We start from the raw sequence: 20,894 nt of genomic DNA on the forward strand, positions 1-20,894 counted from the left end.
CTTCGTCACGGCGGCGAAACAACGAGGGGCTTCCATCGAAACCGCGCTGCGTCAATCTCATGGCGCATAACCGGCCCACCCCTCATACCGCTCAGGCTTCGCCCGCACGGGGCCGTACCAATTGACGAGGAGACGCCGATGGCATCAGCCGCCATCACGCTTGCGGCGGACGCACCGACACTGTCGTCCGCCAACACAGGCTTCATGCTTATCTGTTCCGCCCTGGTGCTGATCATGACCCCGGGTCTGGCCTTCTTCTACGGAGGCATGGTCCGGGTCAAGAGCACACTGAACATGCTGATGATGAGTTTCATCAGCATCGGGATCGTCACCATCCTGTGGGTGCTCTACGGCTTCTCCATGGCCTTCGGTACGGACTCCGGCAGCATCATCGGCTGGAACTCCGACTGGGTCGGCCTCAGCAACATCGGCCTGACGGAGCTGTGGGACGGTTACACCATCCCGATCTTCGTCTTCCTGGTCTTCCAGATGATGTTCGCCATCATCACGCCCGCCCTGATCAGCGGTGCGCTCGCCGACCGCGTGAAGTTCACCGCGTGGGCGCTGTTCGTCGCCCTGTGGGCCACGGTCGTCTACTTCCCGGTCGCGCACTGGGTGTGGGGCGCCGGCGGCTGGGCCTTCGAGCTGGGCGTCATCGACTTCGCCGGTGGTACGGCGGTGCACATCAACGCCGGTGCCGCGGCCCTCGGCGTGATCCTCGTCATCGGCAAGCGCGTCGGGTTCAAGAAGGACCCGATGCGTCCGCACAGCCTGCCGCTGGTCATGCTCGGCGCCGGTCTGCTGTGGTTCGGCTGGTTCGGCTTCAACGCCGGCTCCTGGCTCGGCAACGACGACGGCGTCGGCGCGCTGATGTTCGTCAACACGCAGGTCGCCACCGCCGCCGCCATGCTGGCCTGGCTGATCTACGAGAAGATCCGCCACGGTGCCTTCACCACCCTGGGCGCCGCCTCCGGCGCGGTCGCCGGTCTGGTCGCCATCACCCCCTCGGGCGGTGCGGTGTCCCCGCTCGGCGCGATCGCCGTCGGCGCCATCGCCGGTGTCCTGTGCGCCATGGCCGTCGGCCTGAAGTACAAGCTCGGCTACGACGACTCGCTCGACGTCGTCGGCGTCCACCTGGTGGGCGGTGTCGTCGGCTCCCTGCTGGTCGGCCTCCTCGCCAGCGGCCACGGCCAGTCCGAGGTCGAGGGCCTCTTCTACGGCGGCGGCATGACCCAGTTCTGGAAGCAGTGCGCCGGTGTCTTCGCGGTGCTCGCCTACTCGCTGGTGGTCTCCGCCGTCCTCGCCTTCCTCCTCGACAGGACCATCGGCATGCGGGTCTCCGAGGACGTCGAGGTGGCCGGCGTCGACCAGGCCGAGCACGCCGAGACCGCATACGACTTCAGCGGCGCCGGCGGCGGTGCCGCCCGGACCGCCGCCCCGGCCCCGGTCGCCGGCACGGCGAGCAAGAAGGTGGACGCATGAAGCTCATCACGGCCGTCGTGAAGCCCCACCGGCTCGACGAGATCAAGGAAGCCCTCCAGGCCTTCGGGGTTCACGGCCTGACGGTCACCGAGGCGAGCGGCTACGGTCGTCAGCGGGGCCACACCGAGGTCTACCGTGGTGCCGAGTACACCGTCGACCTGGTCCCGAAGATCCGCATCGAGGTACTGGCCGAGGACGACGACGCCGAGGGTCTCATCGACGTCATCGTCAAGGCGGCCCGCACCGGCAAGATCGGTGACGGCAAGGTCTGGTCCCTGCCGGTGGACACGGCCGTACGGGTCCGTACCGGGGAACGCGGTCCGGACGCGCTCTGACCGCAGAACAGAACAGGAGTCGCTGGGTGACGAGTACGGACGTGCGCAAGGATGCAGAGGACTCGGGACCCAGCGGCTATGCGGCGGCCCGGCTGCGCCTCCTCACGGAGGGCGCGCAGTCCGGGCCGCCGCGCCGTGCGGCCCTGTCCGAACTGACGGACGACTGGCTGACGGGGCTGTTCGCCGCGGGCGCCGAGGGACTGCGCGGGGTCTCCCTGATCGCGGTCGGCGGTTACGGCCGCGGCGAGCTGTCCCCGCGCAGCGACCTTGACCTGCTCCTGCTGCACGACGGCAGCGACGCCGACGGGGTCGCCGCCCTGGCCGACCGCATCTGGTACCCGGTCTGGGACCTCGGCCTCGCCCTCGACCACTCGGTGCGCACACCCGCCGAGGCCCGCAAGACCGCGGGCGAGGACCTGAAGGTGCAGCTGGGCCTGCTGGACGCCCGTCACCTCGCGGGCGACCTGGGTCTGACGGCGGGACTGCGTACGGCGGTCCTGGCCGACTGGCGCAACCAGGCGCCGAAACGTCTCCCCGAACTCCAGGAACTGTGCGCGGAGCGCGCCGAGCGCCAGGGAGAACTGCAGTACCTGCTGGAACCGGACCTCAAGGAGGCCCGCGGCGGTCTGCGCGACGCCACCGCCCTGCGCGCCGTCGCCGCCTCCTGGCTGGCCGACGCCCCGCGCGAGGGCCTCGACGACGCCCGGCGCCGACTCCTCGACGTCCGTGACGCCCTGCATCTGACCACGGGCCGCGCGACCGACCGGCTCGCGCTCCAGGAACAGGACCAGGTCGCGGCCGAACTCGGCCTGCTCGACGCAGACACACTGCTGCGGCAGGTCTACGAGGCGGCGCGGGTCATCTCGTACGCCAGTGATGTCACCTGGCGCGAAGTGGGGCGCGTGCTCAAGTCGCGCGCGGTGCGACCGCGGCTGCGCGCCATGCTCGGGGGCGGAAAGCCGGTCGCCGAACGCTCCCCCCTGGCGGAAGGGGTGGTGGAACAGGACGGCGAGGTCGTGCTCGCCCGCGCCGCACGCCCCGAGCGCGACCCCGTGCTCCCGCTGCGGGCCGCGGCCGCCGCCGCGCAGGCCGGGCTGCCCCTCTCCCTGCACGCGGTACGGCGCATGGCGACCGCGGTGCGCCCGCTGCCCACGCCCTGGCCCGCCGAGGCACGCGAACAGCTCGTCACCCTGCTCGGCTCCGGCCAGCCCACCATCGACGTGTGGGAGGCGCTGGAGGCCGAGGGGCTGATCACGCGCCTGCTGCCCGACTGGGAGCGGGTGCGCTGCCGCCCGCAGCGCAACGCCGTGCACGTGTGGACCGTCGACCGGCACCTGATCGAGACCGCCGTGCGCGCCTCCGAGTTCACCCGGCGCGTCCACCGTCCCGACCTGCTCCTGGTCGCCGCGCTGCTGCACGACATCGGCAAGGGCTGGCCCGGCGACCACTCGGTGGCCGGCGAGATCATCGCCAAGGACGTGGCCGCCCGCATCGGCTTCGACCGCGCCGACGTGGCCGTCCTCTCCACCCTGGTCCGCCATCACCTGCTGCTCATCGACACGGCCACCCGGCGCGATCTGGAGGACCCGGCCACCGTGCGTTCGGTCGCCGAGGCCGTCGGCTCGCAGAGCACGCTGGAGCTGCTGCACGCGCTCACCGAGGCGGACGCGCTGGCCACCGGCCCGGCCGCCTGGTCGTCCTGGCGCGGCTCGCTCGTCGCCGACCTGGTCAAGCGGGTCGACGCCGTGCTGGCCGGGGACGTCCCGGAGGACCCCGGGTCCGTCGCGCCCACCGCCGAGCAGGAGCGGCTCGCCATCGAGGCGGTCGCGACCGGCAGCCCCGTGCTGTCGCTGCGCGCGCAGACCGAGCCGCCGACGGAGGAGCAGCCGTCCGGCGACCCGGAGCCGCTCGGCGTGGAACTCCTCATCGCCGTACCGGACCAGGCGGGCGTGCTGCCCGCGGTGGCCGGCGTCCTCGCCATGCACCGCCTCACCGTCCGCACGGCCGAACTGCGCGCCCTGGACCTGCCGGACGGCGTCGAGGGCTCCGTCCTGCTGCTGAACTGGCGGGTCGCGGCCGAGTACGGCTCCCTGCCGCAGGCCGCCCGGCTGCGCGCCGACCTCGTACGTGCGCTGGACGGGTCCCTGGACATCGCCGGCCGGCTCGCCGAGCGGGACGCCGCCTATCCGCGCCGCCGGGGCGTCGTGGCGCCCCCTGCGCGGGTGACGGTCGCCCCGGCCGCCTCACGGCTGGCGACGGTGATCGAGGTCCGCGCCCATGACGCGCCCGGCCTGCTGCACCGGATCGGACGGGCGCTGGACGAGGCGAAACTGCGGGTGCGGAGCATGCACGTGTCGACGCTGGGCGCCAACGCCGTGGACGCCTTCTACGTGACCGGCCCCGCGGGGGCGCCGCTGCCGGGGGACGAGGCGTCCGCGGTGGCGCGCAAGCTGGAGGAGACGTTGCGGGGCTGACCCGGGCGTGCCACCGGGGCGGGGCCGGGCTCCGGGCGTGCCACCGGGGCGGGACCGGGCTCCGGGTGATCGTGGTTCGGTCTCCGGCCGACCGGGCTCCGGGGCTCCGGCTGGTGGCGCTTCGGTTTTCGGCCGACCGGGCTCCGGATTCCGAATCCGAACTCGGCTGCTCTGCTTCGGCTTAGGCCGATCCTGCTGCGGTCTGCGGTCTGCGGTCTGCGGTCTGCGGTCTGCGGTCTGCGGTCTGCGGTCTGCGGTCTGTGGTCTGCGGTCTGTGGTCCGCCGTCTGAGGTCCGCCGCTCCGGTCGGCTTCGTTCCGGTGTGGCGACCGCCTCGCCCGGCGCCCGCCGACCACGTTCCGGTCGACGGCTTCCGGTCGGCCGGACTCCGCTGCCGGGGGTGCGATCGTGCCGCCGCTTCCGGCTCACCGGCCGACTGTGGCCCGGCTCGCGGCCGACCGGTGTCCGGCCCGCGACCGTGCTCGGCCTCCGGCGCCGATCGTGCTCCGGCTTGTGGTGGACCGGGGCCCGTTCCACGGGCCGGCCACGGCTCGGGCTCCGGTCGACAGGGTCCCGAAGGCGGGGCTGACGCGCTCCGGCCGCACAGGCCGACCGACCGCCGGTGCCCGATCGACCGTGCCCCGGTCTCCGTCCGACCGTGCCCCGGTCTCCGTCCGACCGTGCCCCGGTCTCCGTCCGACCGTGCCCCGGTCTCCGTCCGACCGTGACCCGGTCTTGTGGAGCCGGGATACCCTGGAAGACGCTCACACTGCCCCCGACTCCGAGGACCGACGCCGCCGTGTTCGATACTCTCTCCGATCGCCTTTCAGCGACCTTCAAGAACTTGCGCGGCAAGGGGCGCTTGAGCGAGGCGGACATCGACGCCACGGCCCGCGAGATCCGCATCGCGCTCCTCGAGGCGGACGTGGCCCTGCCGGTCGTCCGGACGTTCATCAAGAACGTCAAGGAGCGGGCCCTGGGCGCCGAGGTGTCCAAGGCGCTCAACCCGGCCCAGCAGGTCCTGAAGATCGTCAATGAGGAACTCGTCACGATCCTCGGCGGTGAGACGCGGCGCCTGCGCTTCGCCAAGCAGCCGCCCACCGTGATCATGCTGGCGGGTCTCCAGGGCGCCGGTAAGACCACCCTCGCGGGCAAGCTCGGCCACTGGCTGAAGGAGCAGGGCCACTCGCCCCTCCTGGTCGCCTGTGACCTCCAGCGTCCGAACGCCGTGAACCAGCTCAGCGTGGTCGCCGACCGGGCCGGCGTGGCGGTCTACGCGCCCGAGCCGGGCAACGGCGTCGGGGACCCGGTCAAGGTCGCCAAGGACTCCATCGGTTTCGCCAAGTCCAAGGTCCACGACATCGTGATCGTGGACACCGCCGGCCGCCTGGGCATCGACCAGGAGATGATGCGGCAGGCCGCGGACATCCGGGACGCGGTCTCGCCCGACGAGATCCTGTTCGTCGTCGACGCGATGATCGGCCAGGACGCGGTCAACACCGCCGAGTCCTTCCGCGACGGCGTCGGCTTCGACGGCGTGGTGCTCTCCAAGCTCGACGGTGACGCGCGCGGTGGTGCCGCCCTGTCGATCGCCTCGGTCACCGGCAAGCCGATCATGTTCGCCTCCAACGGCGAGAAGCTCGGTGACTTCGACGCGTTCCACCCGGACCGGATGGCCTCCCGCATTCTCGACATGGGTGACCTGCTCACCCTGATCGAGCAGGCGGAGAAGACGTTCAGCCAGGAAGAGGCCCAGAAGATGGCCTCCAAGCTGGCGTCCAAGAAGGGTGAGGACTTCACGCTCGACGACTTCCTGGCCCAGATGGAGCAGGTCAGGAAGATGGGCAGCATCAGCAAGCTGCTCGGCATGCTCCCGGGCATGGGCCAGATCAAGGACCAGATCAACAACCTCGACGAGCGCGACGTCGACCGCACGGCCGCCATCATCAAGTCGATGACCCCGGCCGAGCGCCAGGAGCCGACGATCATCAACGGCTCGCGCCGCGCCCGTATCGCCAAGGGCTCCGGTGTCGACGTCAGCGCCGTGAAGAACCTGGTCGAGCGGTTCTTCGAGGCCCGCAAGATGATGTCCCGGATGGCCCAGGGCGGCGGCATGCCCGGCATGCCGGGAGTCCCCGGCATGGGCGGCGGTCCCGGCCGCTCCAAGAAGCAGCCGAAGAAGGCCAAGGGCAAGCAGCGCTCCGGCAACCCGATGAAGCGCAAGCAGCAGGAGCAGGAGGAGGCAGCGCGCCGCGCCGCCGCGGCCCAGGCGGGCGGCGCCTTCGGCGTGCCGGGCCAGCAGGTCCCGCAGGACTTCGAACTGCCGGACGAGTTCAAGAAGTTCATGGGCTGACGGCTCGTCCGGTCCTGCGCGCACCTCGTACACGTCGCTGGGGGCGCCCCTCTTGGGAGGGGCGCCCCCAGCGACGTTGCTTTCCGGCCAATCCGTTGCCCGGCCGCGGCCTAGGGGACGCGCGCGATCAGGTACCGGAACACGTTCGGCATCCACACCGTGCCGTCCCGGCGCTGATGCGGATGCAGGGCCTCCGCCAGCTCCTTGTCCACCTGAGCCTGATCCGTCGCGTGGATCGCCGCGTCGAAGAGCCCCGTCGACAACAGTCCGCGTACGGCGCTGTCGACATCGGCGTACCCGAACGGGCAGGCGACCCGGCCCGAGCCGTCCGGCCGGAGGCCGGCCCGCTGGGCGACCTCCTCCAGGTCGTCGCGGTAGGCCGGGCGCCAACGGCCCGACCTGCGCGGCGGATCCGCCAGCTTGGCGGCCACCCGCAGTACCGACGACGTGGCGCACCGCTCCGGTGGACCCCAGCCGGCCAGCACCACCGGCGTCCCCCGCTCGGCCAGCGGCGTCGCCGACGCGAGCAGTGAACCGAGGCCCTCCGCGTCGCCCCCGAGGCACCCGATGGGCTCGAAGGCGGTCACCAGGGTGTACGCGGACGCCCTGGCGTCGACCGCGTCCTCGGGCGTTCCGTCGACGAGCCGCGTCGCGCCACGCGCGCGTGCCTCCCATCCCCGCGGCACCAGCCGCTCGCGCGCGAGGGCGAGCCGCTCGGGCGAGGAGTCGTCGACACCGGTGACCGCGGCGCCTCTGGAGGCCGCCATCAACAGGGCCAGCCCGGAGCCGCAGCCGAGGCCCAGCACCCGTGTCCGCGGGCCCACGTCGAGTCGCTCGTAGACGGCTTCGTAGAGCGGCACCAGCATCCGCTCCTGGATCTCGGACCAGTCACGCGCGCGTGCACCGAGGTCAAGGCGGGGTGGGTGCCCCGCGTCGGTCCGGTGCTGCCGCACGAGTGTAGGTGTCATAGGTAAGCGCCCCAATCCGCCGAGAGTTGCCCTTGTGCCTGTTTTCTGTGGCCCCCGTGCAGTGCGCTCGCACTTCCCCCGTATGCCAGGTAACTCCGCACTAGAGCGCGCGTCCAGGGGTTGTCGGGTCCCGCTTGTGAGTCGCACATGCCTGTGGCGAGATTTCACATTCCGGCAACCTGGGCCCGTACCATCGCGCCATGGCAAAGGCACCCGTTCTCACCCCGCGGGCGGACGACTTCCCGCGCTGGTACCAGGATCTGATCGCCAAGGCGGAACTGGCCGACAACGGACCGGTGCGCGGCACCATGGTGATCCGACCGTACGGCTACGGGCTGTGGGAGCGGATGCAGGCCGAGATGGACACCCGCATCAAGGAGACGGGCACCCAGAACGCGTACTTCCCGCTGCTGATCCCGCAGTCCTACCTCACGCGCGAGGCGGACCACGTCGAGGGCTTCGCACCGGAACTCGCGGTCGTCACCCACGGCGGCGGCAAGGAACTGGAGGAGCCGGCGGTCGTCCGGCCCACCTCCGAGATGATCGTCAACGACTACTTCGCCAAGTGGGTGCAGAGCTACCGGGATCTGCCCCTGCTGATCAACCAGTGGGCGAACGTGGTCCGTTGGGAGCTGCGGCCGCGCCTGTTCCTGCGCACGACCGAGTTCCTGTGGCAGGAGGGCCACACGGCGCACGCCACCTACGAGGAAGCCCGCGCCTTCGCCTCCCGCATCCACCGCGAGGTCTACGAGGACTTCATGGTGAACGTCCTCGCGATGGACGTCGTCCCCGGCCGCAAGACCGTCCGGGAGCGGTTCGCCGGCGCCGTCAACACCCTCACGCTCGAAGGCATGATGGGCGACGGCAAGGCCCTGCAGATGGCCACCAGCCACGAACTGGGCCAGAACTTCGCCAAGGCCTTCAACACCCGGTACCTGTCGCGGGAGGGCACGCAGGAACTGGTGTGGCAGACCTCCTGGGGCTCCACCACCCGCATGATCGGCGCCCTGGTGATGATGCACGGCGACGACCACGGCCTGCGCGTGCCGCCGCGCCTGGCGCAGACCCAGGTGGTGGTTCTGGCCATCAAGGGCGACGACGCGGTTCTGGCCAAGGTCCGCGAGGTCGGCGATCAGCTGAGGGCGGCCGGTCTGCGGGTCCACGTCGACGACCGCACCGACACCCCGTTCGGCCGCCGCGCCGTCGACTGGGAGCTCAAGGGTGTGCCGGTACGGGTCGAGGTCGGGCCCCGTGACCTGGAGCACGGCACGGCGATGCTGGCACGCCGCATTCCGGGCGGCAAGGAACCGGTGTCCCTGGACGCGCTGGCGGGACTGCTGCCGGCGCTCCTCGAGGAGGACCAGGCGCTGCTGCTGAGGCAGTCCCGCGAGCGCCGCGAGTCCCGTACGTCCGACGTGTCGACGATCGAGGAGGCCGTCGAGGTGGCCGGCGCCGGCGGCTGGGCGCGCGTGCCCTGGGCGGTGCTCGGCGAGGAAGGCGAGGCCAGGCTGGGCGAGCAGGCGGTGACTGTACGGTGTCTGGTCGCCGAGGACGGGTCGGTGCCGGACGCCGACGACGCGCCCGGTAACGTCGCGATCGTCGCGCGCGCCTACTGAGGCGGCGCCCTCCGGCGCGAGAGCGGCCGAAACGCCCCTTGCGCCCGCGCGGACCCCAGCCACCCCGGCGCGTGGACACGATCTACACGCCGGGGCGTACGTCAGGCTACGCACCACATTGGTACGAGCTGTGAGGCTTCTCCGCAGATCAGCGCACCCGCCCTCGTCCGGACGCATCAGTGCCAACTGACGGGTACGTGCAAATTATTTGGGATGCCCCGGAATAGGAACACGCGGGCACCCTGGCTCGTTGTCATTACGTGAGCACGACACAGACACCACCTGTTCTCGCCGCAGAGCTGGCACAGGCGTGGGCCGACATTCAGCGGTACCACCCCGAGCTGCCCGATCTTGCCGCGCCAGAGTCCCTGATCGGGGAGTCGTCGTCCGCGTGCGGTCACGAGCTCTCCTTCGAGCGACTGCTTCACGAGGCAGTCCATGGCATCGCCGCCTCGCGCGGTATCCGCGACACCTCCCGTGCCGGCCGCTACCACAACCGCAGATTCCTCGCGATCGCCGAGGAGATGGGCCTGGACCACCCCGAGGAGCCGCACCCCAGCAGCGGCTTCTCCCTGGTCATGCTCACCCCCGAGGCGAAGCGCCGCTACCGCCCGACCATCGAGCGCCTCCAGCGCGCTCTCAAGGCCCACACGGCCGCGACCAACGCCGACACCTCCCGCACGTTCCGCGGACCGGCCGCCCGCCACGGCTCCTCCGGCGGCGGAGTCCGCGTCAAGGCCGTCTGCGACTGCGGGCGCAACGTCCGCGTCGTCCCGTCGGTCCTGGCGCAGGCCCCGATCGTCTGCGGCGGCTGCGGCAAGCCCTTCAGGATCCCGGAGGTCGTGGGCGCGGCGGCCGGCTGACTGCCTTTCCCGGCATCTCGTGGGTGCCGGTCGAGCAGGCGGCGTGAGCGCGGGGTGCCGACGCGGTCGTAGCGGCGGCATCCCGCAGTGCGCCGGGTGCGGGTCCCGCCTGGCGGCACCGCACGCCCTCGGTCCGGAACGACTCGCCGCGTATGGCACAATGGCTAGCTGTACTCGACAGCCGCACAGGAACCCTCTCGCCTCCGGCTGACGCGTCCATCGGGCACTCGGGTACCGCAACCCCACGCGGCCATCTCGCCGTGCCCAACCACGTCAAAACCAGGAGAACCAACTCCCGTGGCAGTCAAGATCAAGCTGAAGCGTCTGGGCAAGATCCGTGCGCCTCACTACCGCATCGTCGTCGCCGACTCCCGTACCCGCCGTGACGGCCGGGCCATCGAGGAGATCGGTCTGTACCACCCGGTGCAGAACCCCTCGCGCATCGAGGTCGACGCCGACCGCGTGGCGTACTGGCTCTCCGTCGGCGCTCAGCCGACCGAGCCCGTGCTCGCCATCCTGAAGAAGACCGGCGACTGGCAGAAGTTCAAGGGCGAGCCCGCCCCGGCTCCGCTGCTCCAGCCGGCCGAGAAGGCCGCGCGTCCGTCGTTCGAGGCTCTCGGCGGCGACGACGAGGGCAAGGGTGAGGCGATCACCCAGAAGAAGAAGGCTGAGAAGAAGGACGAGGCTCCCGCCGAGTCCGCATCCACCGAGGCCTGAGCAGCATGCTCGAAGAGGCGCTTGAGCACCTCGTGAAGGGCATCGTCGACAACCCTGACGACGTGCAGGTCGCCTCGCGTGACCTGCGTCGTGGGCGCGTGCTCGAGGTCCGGGTCCACCCGGACGACCTCGGCAAGGTGATCGGCCGCAACGGCCGCACCGCCCGCGCCCTGCGTACCGTCGTGGGCGCCATCGGCGGCCGCGGTGTCCGCGTCGACCTCGTCGACGTGGACCACGTCCGCTGACGCGATCGCAGCACCGGCTCGGGCCGGGGAGGGCCTCTGGGCCGTCCCCGGCCCGTAGTCGTACGAGCCGATCCCGGCTCACCGTCGTTCCGACAGGAGAGCAAGCACAGTGCAGCTGGTAGTCGCACGGGTCGGCCGCGCCCACGGCATCAAGGGCGAGGTCACCGTCGAGGTACGTACCGACGAGCCGGAACTCAGGCTCGCCCCCGGCGCCGTCCTGGCCACGGACCCGGCCTCCACCGGACCGCTGACCATCGAGACGGGCCGTGTCCACAGTGGCCGTCTGCTGCTGCGCTTCGAGGGCGTCCACGACCGCACCGCCGCCGAAGCCCTGCGCAACACCCTCCTGATCGCCGAGATCGACCCGGAGGAACTGCCCGAGGGCGAGGACGAGTACTACGACCACCAGCTGATGGACCTGGACGTCGTCACCGAGGACGGTGTGGAGGTCGGCCGGATCACCGAGATCTCGCACCTGCCCTCCCAGGACCTCTTCGTCGTGGAGCGGCCCGACGGCAGCGAGGTGCTGATCCCCTTCGTCGAGGAGATCGTCGCCGAGATCGACCTGGAGGAGCAGCGCGCGGTCATCACCCCGCCGCCCGGCCTGATCGACGACCGGGCCGAGGTCGTGTCCTCGCGGGACTCCGCCGAGGACGACAGCGCATGAGGCTCGACGTCGTCACGATCTTCCCCGAGTACCTCGACCCCCTGAACGTCTCCCTCGTCGGCAAGGCACGCGCGCGTGGACAGCTGGACGTGCACGTGCACGACCTGCGCTCCTGGACGTACGACCGGCACAACACCGTCGACGACACGCCGTACGGCGGCGGTCCGGGCATGGTCATGAAGACCGAGCCCTGGGGTGAGGCCCTCGACGCGGTCCTGGCGGACGGCTACGAGACGGGTGCCCGCCGGCCCACGCTGATCGTCCCCACGCCCAGCGGCCGCCCCTTCACCCAGGAACTCGCCGTGGAGCTCTCCGAGCGCCCTTGGCTGGTCTTCACGCCCGCCCGCTACGAGGGCATCGACCGCCGTGTCATCGACGAGTACGCGACCCGGATGCCCGTCCACGAGGTCTCCATCGGCGACTACGTCCTGGCCGGCGGGGAGGCGGCCGTACTGGTCGTCACGGAGGCCGTGGCGCGGCTGCTGCCCGGGGTCCTGGGCAACGCCGAGTCGCACCGGGACGACTCCTTCGCGCCCGGAACGATGGCCAACCTGCTGGAGGGTCCCGTCTACACCAAGCCGCCGCAGTGGCGCGGGCACGGGATCCCGGACGTGCTGCTCAGCGGCCACCACGGCAGGATCGCCCGCTGGCGCCGCGACGAGGCCCTCAGGCGTACGGCCGCCCACCGGCCCGATCTCATCGAGCGCTGCGACCCCGAGGTCTTCGACAAGAAGGACCGCGAGACGCTCTCCATCCTGGGCTGGGTCCCGGACCCGGCGGGGGAGCCGTACGGCCGATTTTGGCGCAGGCCCGAGGGCGTGGAAGAATAGGCCGCTGCTGTGCGCCGTCCGGTGGGCGCCCCTGCCACAGGGGGACACGACGCCCGCCCCGATGCGCACGGCTCTCCTTCAGAACTCCTAGTTTCCGTTGATGACCTGTGGCATCAGCGAGGAAAGCAGACGAAATGTCTCACCTGCTCGACTCCGTCGACTCCGCGTCGCTGCGCAGCGACATCCCGGCCTTCCGCCCGGGTGACACCGTCAACGTCCACGTCCGCGTCATCGAGGGCAACCGCTCCCGTGTGCAGCAGTTCAAGGGCGTAGTCATCCGTCGCCAGGGTGCCGGTGTCCGCGAGACCTTCACGGTCCGCAAGGTCTCCTTCTCCGTCGGCGTCGAGCGCACGTTCCCGGTGCACACCCCGATCGTCGAGAAGATCGAGCTCGTCACCCGCGGTGACGTGCGCCGCGCGAAGCTGTACTACCTGCGCGAGCTGCGCGGCAAGGCCGCGAAGATCAAGGAGAAGCGCGACAACTGAGCGCTTTCCGGACGTCACAGCGGGGCCGGATAGCATCTGGCCCCGATGGACACCGAAGCACAGCCGACGGAGCGCGACCGCTCCTCCCGCCCTTCCGTTGCCGAGGAGAACTCGGACACCGGAGCGCCGGAGGAACGGTCGCGTTTCGCGTTGGTGTCCCGGGCCGCCGACTGGCTGCCCGGCGGGCGGATCACCCTGACCCTGCTGGCCTGCCTCGTTTTCCTGCTGCTGCTCAGCACGTTCGTGGTGCAGCCGTTCCAGATCCCCAGCGGATCCATGGAGCGTGGATTGAGGATCGGGGACCGGGTTCTCGTAAATAAGTTGGCGTACCGTTTCGGTGCCGAGCCGCAGCGCGGCGATGTCGTCGTGTTCGACGGCACCGGGTACTTCGGGGACGCGGACTACATCAAACGCGTTGTGGGCGTGGGGGGAGACCACGTGGTCTGCTGTGACAAGGAGGGGAGGATCGAGGTGAACTCCCGGTCCGTCGACGAGACGACGTTCCTGTATCCCGGCGACAGCCCGTCCACGGTGCCCTTCGACGTCGTCGTGCCCCGGGGCACCCTCTTCGTCCTCGGTGACCACCGCAGCGACTCCAGCGACTCCCGCGACCACCTGGGCTCACCGGGCGGCGGCATGATCCCCGTCGACCTCGTGATCGGCCGGGCCGACTGGGTCCTGTGGCCCGCCGGCCACTTCGCCCGCCTGCACCGCCCCGACGCGTACGCGCGCGTGCCCGCCGCCGAAGGGGCCGGCGAACCGACCACCGCGGCGGGCGCCCATGGGTAACCGCGGTAAACCGCGCGGGATGTCGGGCAGCGCGGCCGACAACCTGCTGCCCACCGGCTCCCGGCGCGCCTTCGCCGGCGCGGCCTCCGGGCGCAGCCGTGCCGAGCGGCGCAAGCTCCAGCGCAAGGTCAAGCGGCGCCGCAGGCGCTCCGCGATCAAGGAGATCCCCCTCCTGGTCGGCGTCGCCGTCCTCATCGCCCTCGTCCTGAAGACGTTCCTCGTCCAGGCGTTCGTGATCCCGTCCGGCTCGATGGAGCAGACGATCCAGATCGGCGACCGGGTTCTCGTGGACAAGTTCACCCCGTGGTTCGGCTCCAGGCCGCAGCGCGGGGACGTCGTCGTCTTCAAGGACCCCGGTGGCTGGCTCCAGGACGAGCAGCCCACCACGACGAAGGAGGATCCCATCGTCGTCAAGCAGGTCAAGGAGGGGCTCACCTTCATCGGCCTGCTGCCGTCCGAGAACGAGAAGGACCTCATCAAGCGGGTCGTCGGCGTCGGCGGCGACCGTGTCACGTGCTGTGACGCCCAGGGAAGGGTCACCGTCAACGGAGTTCCCCTGAACGAGGACTACCTGTACCCCGGCAACGTCCCGTCCACGACACAGTTCGACATCACCGTGCCGCAGGGACGGCTGTGGGTGATGGGCGACCACCGGGACAACTCCGCGGACTCCCGCGCGCACCAGGACACCGACTACGGGGGCACGGTCTCCGAGGACTCGGTGGTGGGACGGGCCATGGTCATCGCCTGGCCCTTCGGCCACTGGAGCAAGCTGGAGGAGCCGAAAACCTATGCCTCCGTGTCCGACTCGGTCTCCGGGTCGACCGCGGCCGCCGCGCCGTCGCTTAGGGTTGCACCCGACGATCCGAACGGATCGGTCCAGCTCCCGAGCCCTGCGGAACTCCCGCTCGTTATGGGAGTGGTGGGCCTGCGCCGTGTATGGGGCAGGCAGCGGCGGCACAGAGTAAGGAGTTGGCGTGGGGGATGTGGCGGTTGGCGCACGGTCCGGACACGACGGCGAGGAGCACCGCGGGCGTCCCGCGGAGACAGCCGTCCCGGCCGCGGACAGCGCCGTGACCCCCGGGAATGACTCCGGGGCGGCCGAGGACGGCACGGTGACCGAGCGGACAGGGACGGACGGCCAGGGACCCGGTGAGCCGGGCTCGCAGGGGAAGAAGCCCCGCTCCTTCTGGAAGGAGCTGCCCATCCTGATCGGTATCGCGCTGGTGCTGGCGCTGCTGATCAAGACCTTCCTGGTGCAGGCGTTCTCCATCCCGTCCGACTCGATGCAGAACACCCTCCAGGAGGGCGACCGGGTTCTGGTCGACAAGCTCACCCCGTGGTTCGGCTCCGAGCCGGAGCGCGGCGAGGTCGTGGTCTTCCACGACCCCGACAAGTGGCTGGCGGGCGAGCCGACGACGGACCCGAACGCGGTGCAGACGTTCCTCAGCTGGATCGGCCTGATGCCGTCCGCCGAGGAGAAGGACCTCATCAAGCGCGTCGTCGGCGTGGGCGGCGACACCGTCTCGTGCAAGAACAGCGGCCCGCTCACGGTCAACGGCAAGGCGCTGAACGAGCCGTACGTGTACCCGGGCAACACCCCGTGCAGTGTCGACGACCAGGGCGGTCAGTTCACGGTGAAGGTGCCCGAGGGCTTCATCTGGGTGATGGGCGACCACCGGCAGAACTCGCGGGACTCGCGCTACAACCGGAACGACCGGAACAAGGGCATGGTGCCGGTGGACGAGGTCGTCGGGCGGGCCGTGGTGAAGGCCTGGCCGATCAACCGCTGGGGCACCCTGCCGGTCCCGGACACGTTCGACCAGGACGGGCTGAAGGCCCAGTCGGTGTCCTCCGCCACCCTCGCCATCGCCCCGAACGGGATCGCCCTCGTCGGCGTTCTGCCGGTGGCCCTGTGGCGCCGCCGGAAGACCGCCGCCGCCCAGACCCGCTGACGGAGCCGCCGCACCACGCGGTGGCTCCCGGGCCGTACGGACGGGACGTTCCGGTCGTACGGCCGCGGCGCCTCACGCCCTCGCGCGCTGGTGACCTTGGTCGGGCCGGAGGGGCTGACCGGGTCAGGTACCGCCGGGTAGGGTGCGGACCCATGGGTGGCGAGAGCACGACACGTACGGTCCCGCGCGGCGGTGGCGCGGACACGGGCCCGGTGGGCAGCCGGACCGGACAGCGACTGTCCGGACTGGCCGTCGCACTGGGCCTTGTGCTGTTCCTCGGCGGGTTCGCCTGGGGAGCGGTGGTCTACCGGCCCTACACCGTGCCCACCAGCTCGATGACGCCGACGATCGACGCCGGCGAGCGGATCCTGGCCGAGCGCGTGGACGGTGACGAGGTACGCCGCGGTGACGTCGTCGTCTTCAAGGACACGGCCTGGGTGACCAACGCCCTCGTGGTCAAGCGGGTGGTCGCGGTCGGCGGGGACACCGTGGCCTGCTGCACGAACGGCAAGCTGACCGTCAACGGCAAGCAGATCGACGAACCGTATCTGCCCGCGGGCAGCCTCGCCGAGGACACGGCCTTCCCGGCCGTGACCGTGCCGAAGGGCCGGCTCTTCCTGCTCGGTGACGAGCGCCAGGGCTCGCTGGACTCCACGGCCCACCTCACCGACGCGGCGAGCGGCACCGTGGCGCGGGACGCCGTCACGGCCCGCGTGGACGCCGTCGTGTGGCCCATGGACGGCATGCTGAAGCGGCCGGCCGGCTTCGAGGCGCTCGGTGCGCTGTCCACACCCGGGCCGCTGAGTACGATCGGCGTCCTGATCGTCGTCGGCGCGGTGCTCGTCCTGGGCGGCGGAGCGTACGGACCGGTCGCCAAGCTGCTGGGCGGGCGCTCCCGGAGCCGGACGGGGCCCGCCGGTGCCCACTGAGGCGGCGGACCCCGGCGCGGACACGTACGACGGCGGGCTGCGCAGGGTCGCCCGGGTGGTGCTGCTCGACCCGCGCGACCGCATCCTGCTCCTGCACGGCCACGAGCCGGACGATCCGGCCGACGACTGGTGGTTCACGCCCGGTGGTGGTCTGGAGGGCGACGAGACTCGTGAAGAGGCCGCGCTCAGGGAACTCGCGGAGGAGACCGGCATCACCGAGGTCGAACTCGGCCCGATGCTGTGGCGGCGGACGTGCTCGTTCCCGTTCGCGGGCCGCCGCTGGGACCAGGACGAGTGGTACTACCTGGCCCGGACCACCCAGACGGCGACCCGGGCGCTGGGCCTGACCGAACTGGAGCGGCGCAGCGTCGCAGGAGCGCGCTGGTGGACCTGTCAGGAACTGACCCGGGCACATGAGACGGTGTATCCGACCAGACTCGCCGAGCTGCTCCAGAGGCTGCTCGACGAAGGTCCCCCGGCCGGGCCCGTGACCCTGGACACCGAAATCGTCTAGGGGCTCGCGGGACTGGCGCACAATGGTGGGATCGCACGGCTGAAGGGGAACATGCCATGAGCGCCGAGGACCTCGAGAAGTACGAGACCGAGATGGAGCTCAAGCTCTACCGGGAGTACCGCGATGTCGTCGGTCTGTTCAAGTACGTGATCGAGACCGAGCGACGTTTCTACCTCACCAACGACTACGAGATGCAGGTGCACTCGGTCCAGGGCGAGGTGTTCTTCGAGGTGTCCATGGCGGATGCCTGGGTGTGGGACATGTACCGGCCGGCCCGGTTCGTGAAGCAGGTGCGGGTCCTCACGTTCAAGGACGTGAACATCGAGGAGCTGAACAAGAACGACCTCGAGCTGCCGAGCGGATGACGGTTCCCCCTCGCTGGAGGTCGGTCCCGGTCGAGGACACCCCTGGTGGGTGACCGAGTTTTCCACAACCGGTGAGTAGTCCACCAAGATCCACTCGGGTGGGCCCGCGTGCGTGACGGTTGGCGCCGGAGGTGGTGCCGACATGAACGCACGAAGCGCACTCGGCAAGTACGGCGAGACCCTGGCCGCCCGGCGACTGGCGGAGGCCGGGATGACGGTCCTGGAGCGCAACTGGCGCTGCGGCAGGACCGGAGAGATCGACATCGTGGCGCGGGACGGCGACGTCCTGGTCGTCTGCGAGGTCAAGACCCGGCGAGCGGGGCCCTTCGGGCACCCGATGGCCGCGGTGACCCCCGACAAGGCGCGGCGCCTGCGTGGCCTCGCCGAACGCTGGATCCACGCCCATGGAGGAGCGCCACCGGGAGGCGTCCGCATCGACCTGGTGGGCGTCGTCCTGCCCCGCCGCGGCGCGCCCGTCGTCGAGCACGCGCGGGGGGTGGCCTGACATGGGGTTCGCACGGACCTGCTCGGTGGCGCTGGTGGGCGTCGAGGGCGTGGTGGTCGAGGTGCAGGCCGACCTCGAACCAGGGGTGGCGGCGTTCACGCTGGTGGGGCTGCCGGACAAGAGCCTGACGGAGAGCCGGGACCGCGTTCGGGCCGCGGTGGTCAACTCGGGGGCCGAATGGCCGCAGAAGAAGCTCACCGTGGGGCTCAGCCCGGCATCGGTGCCCAAGGGCGGGTCCGGCTTCGACCTCGCCGTCGCCTGCGCGGTGCTCGGGGCCGGCGAGCGGATCGACCCCCGGGTGCTCGCCGACATCGTGATGATCGGCGAGCTGGGCCTGGACGGGCGGGTGCGGCCGGTCCGGGGCATCCTGCCGGCGGTCCTGGCCGCGGCGGACGCCGGCTACGAGCAGGTCGTCGTGCCGGAGTGCGCCGCCGCCGAGGCCTCACTGGTGCCGGGCGTCTCCGTCCTGGGAGTGCGCACCCTGCGGCAGCTGATCGCCGTCCTCGCGGACGAGCCCGTGCCCGACGAGGAGCCGGACGAGACGGGCCGCCCCGACCCGCTGCTCGCCGGACTGCGGATGCCCGGCACGGGCGCGGCCACCGGCATGCACAGCATGGGCGCCGCCCAGCTCGACCTCGGCCGCGACCTGGCCGACGTCGTGGGCCAGGTGTCGGCCCGTACGGCGGTGGAGGTCTCCGCCGCGGGCGGGCACCACCTGTTCCTCGAGGGGCCGCCCGGGGCCGGCAAGACGATGCTCGCGGAGCGGCTGCCCGCCATCCTGCCCCGGCTCAGCCGGCAGGAATCGCTGGAGGTCACGGCGGTGCACTCGGTGGCGGGGCTGCTGCCCGCGGGCAGGCCCCTGGTCGACGTCGCCCCCTACTGCGCCCCGCACCACTCGGCGACCATGCAGGCACTGGTCGGCGGCGGCAACGGCATCGCGCGGCCCGGGGCGGTCTCGCTCTCCCACCGTGGCGTCCTGTTCCTGGACGAGACCCCGGAGTTCAGCAGCCGGGCCCTGGACGCCCTCCGGCAGCCGCTGGAGGCGGGGCACGTCGTGATCGCGCGCAGTGCGGGCGTCGTGCGCTTCCCGGCGAAGTTCCTGATGGTGCTCGCGGCCAACCCGTGCCCGTGCGGACGCTTCACCCGGACCGGCGACCTGTGCGAGTGCCCGCCCTCCGCGATCCGCCGCTACCAGTCCAGGCTGTCCGGCTCGCTGCTCGACCGGGTCGACCTGCGCGTCGAGGTGGACCACGTCAGCCGCTCCGAACTGACCGGGAGCGGGACGCGGGGCGACTCGACGGCGACCGTGGCCGACCGGGTCCGCGAGGCCCGGGCACGCGCGCTGGCCCGTCTGACCGGCACACCCTGGCGCACCAACAGCGAGGTGCCCGGACGCGAACTGCGCAGCCGCTGGTACGCGGTGCGCGGCGCCATGGACGAGGCGGAGCGGAGTCTGGAGCGGGGTGTCCTGACCGCTCGGGGGCTCGACCGCGTCCTGCGGGTGGCCTGGACCGTCGCGGACCTCGTCGGCCACGACCGGCCCGACGCGACGGACGTCGCCCTGGCCCTGCAACTGCGTACCGGCGTGCCCCGCGGTGTGCCCATGGCCCTCGGGGCGCTGACATGAACGCCGCCGACGAAGAAGGCCGCGGTCTGCTCGACCGTGTCTTCCTCACCCGGGTCGTCGAGCCCGGGGACGAGGCCGCCGGGCGCTGGGTGCGCGAGCTCGGTGCGGAGGCGGTGGCGCGGCGGTTGCGGGCGGGCGGGCCGCCCCTTCCCGGGGTGAGCGGGAAACGCTGGGCGGGGCTGCTGGGGCGGGCCGGGCAGGCCGAGCCGGGGCGGGACCTCGCCGTCGCCCGGGAGGCCGGGGTGCGGTTCGTGGCGCCGGGTGACGCCGAGTGGCCGGGGCAGCTCGACGATCTCGGTGACGCGCGGCCCCTCGGGCTGTGGGTCCGGGGCCGGGCCAGCCTGCGGATGTGGGCGCTGAGGTCGGTGGCCGTGGTCGGCGCCCGCGCCTGCACCGAGTACGGCGCGCACATGGCGGCCACCCTCGCCGCCGGTCTCGCCGAGCGCGGCTGGGTCGTGGTGTCCGGCGGGGCCTACGGGGTCGACGGTGCCGCCCACCGCGGTGCCCTCGGCGCGGGCGGCGCCACCGTCGCCGTGCTGGCCTGCGGTGTCGACCGGCCCTACCCGCGCGGACATGCCCAGTTGATCAGCAGGATCGCCGAACAGGGCCTGGTGTTGGGGGAGTTGCCGCCCGGCGACCATCCGACGCCGAGCAGATTCGTGCTGCGGAACCGGGTGATCGCCGCGCTCACCCGGGGCACCGTCATCGTCGAGGCCGCCTACCGGAGCGGTTCCCTGGTCACGGCACGGGCGGCCCGGAGGCTGGGCCGCCACACCATGGGCGTGCCGGGGCCCGCCACCAGCGGCCTGTCCGCCGGTGTGCACGAGCTGCTGCGCCAGGACGCGGTACTGGTCACCGACGCCGCCGAAGTCGTGGAACTCGTCGGCGACATGGGCGAACTGGCCCCGGACCGGCGTGGGCCGGTACTGCCGCGCGACCTCCTCGACGCCGCCGCCCGGCGGGTCCTGGCCGCGCTGCCCGGGCGCGGCACGGCGCCCCCCGAGGAGATCGCGCGCGGCGCCCAGACCACCCCGGACGACGCGGTCGCGAGGCTGTACGAACTCCGATCACTCGGTTACGTCGAACGACACGGCGACGGCTGGAAGTTGACACGCCAGTCGATGACGGCCGTACGAGGTGGGCGACGTGGGTGCTGACGGTGCGTGTTCGGCCGTC

At 71.6% G+C, this 20,894-nt stretch carries 21 protein-coding genes; 20 read left to right on the plus strand and 1 reads right to left on the minus strand.

What is annotated here, in order from left to right:
- The first annotated feature begins 138 nt into the window (after nucleotides 1–138).
- From QQS16_RS28925 to ffh, 4 genes are all read left to right on the plus strand, one after another.
- Nucleotides 139–1,482 (plus strand): ammonium transporter, encoded by a 1,344-nt coding sequence (locus QQS16_RS28925; protein WP_286064973.1) that lies wholly within the window; start codon nucleotides 139–141, stop codon nucleotides 1,480–1,482.
- Nucleotides 1,479–1,817: a P-II family nitrogen regulator gene (locus QQS16_RS28930; RefSeq protein WP_235474567.1), complete on the plus strand. Its 339-nt coding sequence runs from the start codon at nucleotides 1,479–1,481 to the stop codon at nucleotides 1,815–1,817. Before QQS16_RS28925 ends, QQS16_RS28930 begins: the two co-directional genes overlap by 4 nt.
- Before the next feature lie 26 nt (nucleotides 1,818–1,843).
- Nucleotides 1,844–4,291, plus strand: coding sequence for a [protein-PII] uridylyltransferase (locus QQS16_RS28935; protein WP_286064974.1), 2,448 nt, complete (start codon nucleotides 1,844–1,846; stop codon nucleotides 4,289–4,291).
- A 798-nt stretch (nucleotides 4,292–5,089) separates the two neighbouring features.
- Nucleotides 5,090–6,643 carry a signal recognition particle protein gene (gene ffh / locus QQS16_RS28940; protein WP_286064976.1) on the plus strand — a complete coding sequence of 518 codons (1,554 nt, stop codon included), beginning with the start codon at nucleotides 5,090–5,092 and terminating at the stop codon, nucleotides 6,641–6,643.
- A gap of 110 nt (nucleotides 6,644–6,753) precedes the next feature.
- Here ffh and QQS16_RS28945 read toward each other — a convergent pair whose 3' ends face one another.
- On the minus strand, nucleotides 6,754–7,611 hold the full coding sequence (locus QQS16_RS28945; RefSeq protein WP_286064977.1) for a methyltransferase domain-containing protein: 858 nt from the start codon (nucleotides 7,609–7,611) through the stop codon (nucleotides 6,754–6,756).
- A 200-nt stretch (nucleotides 7,612–7,811) separates the two neighbouring features.
- Here QQS16_RS28945 and proS point away from each other — a divergent pair, with 200 nt between their 5' ends.
- From proS to dprA, 16 genes are all read left to right on the plus strand, one after another.
- Nucleotides 7,812–9,227, plus strand: coding sequence for a proline--tRNA ligase (proS, locus tag QQS16_RS28950; RefSeq protein ID WP_286064978.1), 1,416 nt, complete (start codon nucleotides 7,812–7,814; stop codon nucleotides 9,225–9,227).
- A gap of 260 nt (nucleotides 9,228–9,487) precedes the next feature.
- A complete protein-coding gene (locus tag QQS16_RS28955) occupies nucleotides 9,488–10,090 on the plus strand; it encodes a hypothetical protein (protein WP_286064979.1) in 603 nt (200 codons plus the stop codon).
- A gap of 297 nt (nucleotides 10,091–10,387) precedes the next feature.
- Nucleotides 10,388–10,807 (plus strand): 30S ribosomal protein S16, encoded by a 420-nt coding sequence (gene rpsP, locus QQS16_RS28960; protein ID WP_286064980.1) that lies wholly within the window; start codon nucleotides 10,388–10,390, stop codon nucleotides 10,805–10,807.
- A gap of 5 nt (nucleotides 10,808–10,812) precedes the next feature.
- Nucleotides 10,813–11,052, plus strand: a complete 240-nt coding sequence (locus QQS16_RS28965; protein ID WP_005479813.1) for an RNA-binding protein — start codon at nucleotides 10,813–10,815, stop codon at nucleotides 11,050–11,052.
- A gap of 109 nt (nucleotides 11,053–11,161) precedes the next feature.
- The gene (gene rimM, locus QQS16_RS28970; protein WP_286064984.1) at nucleotides 11,162–11,719 is read left to right on the plus strand and encodes a ribosome maturation factor RimM; all 558 of its coding nucleotides are present in this window, start codon (nucleotides 11,162–11,164) and stop codon (nucleotides 11,717–11,719) included.
- Complete coding sequence (trmD, locus tag QQS16_RS28975; protein ID WP_286064986.1) at nucleotides 11,716–12,549, plus strand: tRNA (guanosine(37)-N1)-methyltransferase TrmD; 834 nt, start codon at nucleotides 11,716–11,718, stop codon at nucleotides 12,547–12,549. Before rimM ends, trmD begins: the two co-directional genes overlap by 4 nt.
- 134 nt (nucleotides 12,550–12,683) lie before the next feature.
- Entirely contained in the window at nucleotides 12,684–13,034 is a 351-nt protein-coding gene (rplS, locus tag QQS16_RS28980; RefSeq protein WP_013000407.1) for a 50S ribosomal protein L19, read from the plus strand.
- Nucleotides 13,035–13,079: 45 nt separating this feature from the next.
- Entirely contained in the window at nucleotides 13,080–13,823 is a 744-nt protein-coding gene (gene lepB / locus QQS16_RS28985) for a signal peptidase I (protein ID WP_286064989.1), read from the plus strand.
- The gene (lepB, locus tag QQS16_RS28990; RefSeq protein WP_286064990.1) at nucleotides 13,816–14,913 is read left to right on the plus strand and encodes a signal peptidase I; all 1,098 of its coding nucleotides are present in this window, start codon (nucleotides 13,816–13,818) and stop codon (nucleotides 14,911–14,913) included. The genes lepB (QQS16_RS28985) and lepB (QQS16_RS28990) overlap by 8 nt, the downstream gene beginning before the upstream one ends.
- Nucleotides 14,801–15,778, plus strand: coding sequence for a signal peptidase I (gene lepB / locus QQS16_RS28995; RefSeq protein WP_286064991.1), 978 nt, complete (start codon nucleotides 14,801–14,803; stop codon nucleotides 15,776–15,778). The genes lepB (QQS16_RS28990) and lepB (QQS16_RS28995) overlap by 113 nt, the downstream gene beginning before the upstream one ends.
- Before the next feature lie 152 nt (nucleotides 15,779–15,930).
- On the plus strand, nucleotides 15,931–16,707 hold the full coding sequence (gene lepB / locus QQS16_RS29000) for a signal peptidase I (protein WP_286064992.1): 777 nt from the start codon (nucleotides 15,931–15,933) through the stop codon (nucleotides 16,705–16,707).
- A complete protein-coding gene (locus QQS16_RS29005; RefSeq protein WP_286064993.1) occupies nucleotides 16,697–17,221 on the plus strand; it encodes an NUDIX hydrolase in 525 nt (174 codons plus the stop codon). Before lepB (QQS16_RS29000) ends, QQS16_RS29005 begins: the two co-directional genes overlap by 11 nt.
- A gap of 56 nt (nucleotides 17,222–17,277) precedes the next feature.
- Nucleotides 17,278–17,586 carry a DUF2469 domain-containing protein gene (locus QQS16_RS29010; RefSeq protein ID WP_194040121.1) on the plus strand — a complete coding sequence of 103 codons (309 nt, stop codon included), beginning with the start codon at nucleotides 17,278–17,280 and terminating at the stop codon, nucleotides 17,584–17,586.
- 142 nt (nucleotides 17,587–17,728) lie between these two features.
- Complete coding sequence (locus tag QQS16_RS29015; protein ID WP_286064995.1) at nucleotides 17,729–18,091, plus strand: YraN family protein; 363 nt, start codon at nucleotides 17,729–17,731, stop codon at nucleotides 18,089–18,091.
- Nucleotide 18,092: 1 nt separating this feature from the next.
- A complete protein-coding gene (locus tag QQS16_RS29020) occupies nucleotides 18,093–19,718 on the plus strand; it encodes a YifB family Mg chelatase-like AAA ATPase (RefSeq protein WP_286064996.1) in 1,626 nt (541 codons plus the stop codon).
- Nucleotides 19,715–20,875 (plus strand): DNA-processing protein DprA, encoded by a 1,161-nt coding sequence (gene dprA, locus QQS16_RS29025; protein ID WP_286064997.1) that lies wholly within the window; start codon nucleotides 19,715–19,717, stop codon nucleotides 20,873–20,875. Before QQS16_RS29020 ends, dprA begins: the two co-directional genes overlap by 4 nt.
- Nucleotides 20,876–20,894 lie beyond the last annotated feature (19 nt).

Source organism: Streptomyces sp. ALI-76-A (assembly GCF_030287445.1).
Taxonomy (GTDB): Bacteria; Actinomycetota; Actinomycetes; order Streptomycetales; family Streptomycetaceae; genus Streptomyces.